The sequence below is a fragment of the Streptomyces sp. AC627_RSS907 genome, assembly GCF_019049165.1.
The window spans coordinates 1-602 of the sequence record NZ_JAGMUE010000628.1; the positions used below are offsets into that span (position 1 = coordinate 1).

Consider the following 602-nt stretch of genomic DNA (forward strand, 5'->3'; position numbering starts at 1 on the left):
GGCTGCACGTGGCCCGGGTCGAGCACCTGCTGAACCGGTACGGCTCGCTCGCCGACGAACTCCTGGAGATGATCGCCGCCGATCCCCGGCTCGGCGAACCGCTGCCGCACGCCGAGGACTACCTGCGCGCCGAGATCGTCTACGCCGCCTCCCACGAGGGCGCCCGCCACCTGGACGACGTGCTGACCCGGCGCACCCGCATCTCCATCGAGACCTTCGACCGCGGCACGCACAGCGCCCGCGAGGTCGCCGAGCTGATGGCGCCGGTCCTTGGCTGGGACGCGGGGCAGGTGGAGCGGGAGGTCGAGCGGTACGAGAAGCGGGTGGAGGCCGAGCGCGAGTCGCAGCGCCAGCCGGACGACCTGACGGCGGACGCGGCACGGCTGGGCGCGCCGGAGATCCAGCCGCTGTGACCGCCCGCGCCTAGCGCCCCGGCGGCCCCGGGCCCGCGCGGGCGCTCGGACCGTACGGAGGGCGCCCGGCCGCGCGCCGGCCCTCCGTACGGGCGGCCGATGAGGCCACGTCCGGCCGAACCTTGGCCGAATATCTACGGAATGACGAGGGAACAGCGGGCGCGGCGCGCCGCTGGGGCCGCGTCGAAC

1 protein-coding gene is annotated in these 602 nt (G+C 75.6%); it reads left to right on the forward strand.

Annotation, left to right across the window (positions count from 1 at the left end; all coding sequences use genetic code 11):
• A partial coding sequence (locus KUM32_RS37490; RefSeq protein ID WP_302185238.1) for a glycerol-3-phosphate dehydrogenase C-terminal domain-containing protein occupies nt 1-413 on the forward strand: 413 nt, incomplete at its 5' end.
• Nucleotides 414-602: the final 189 nt, after the last annotated feature.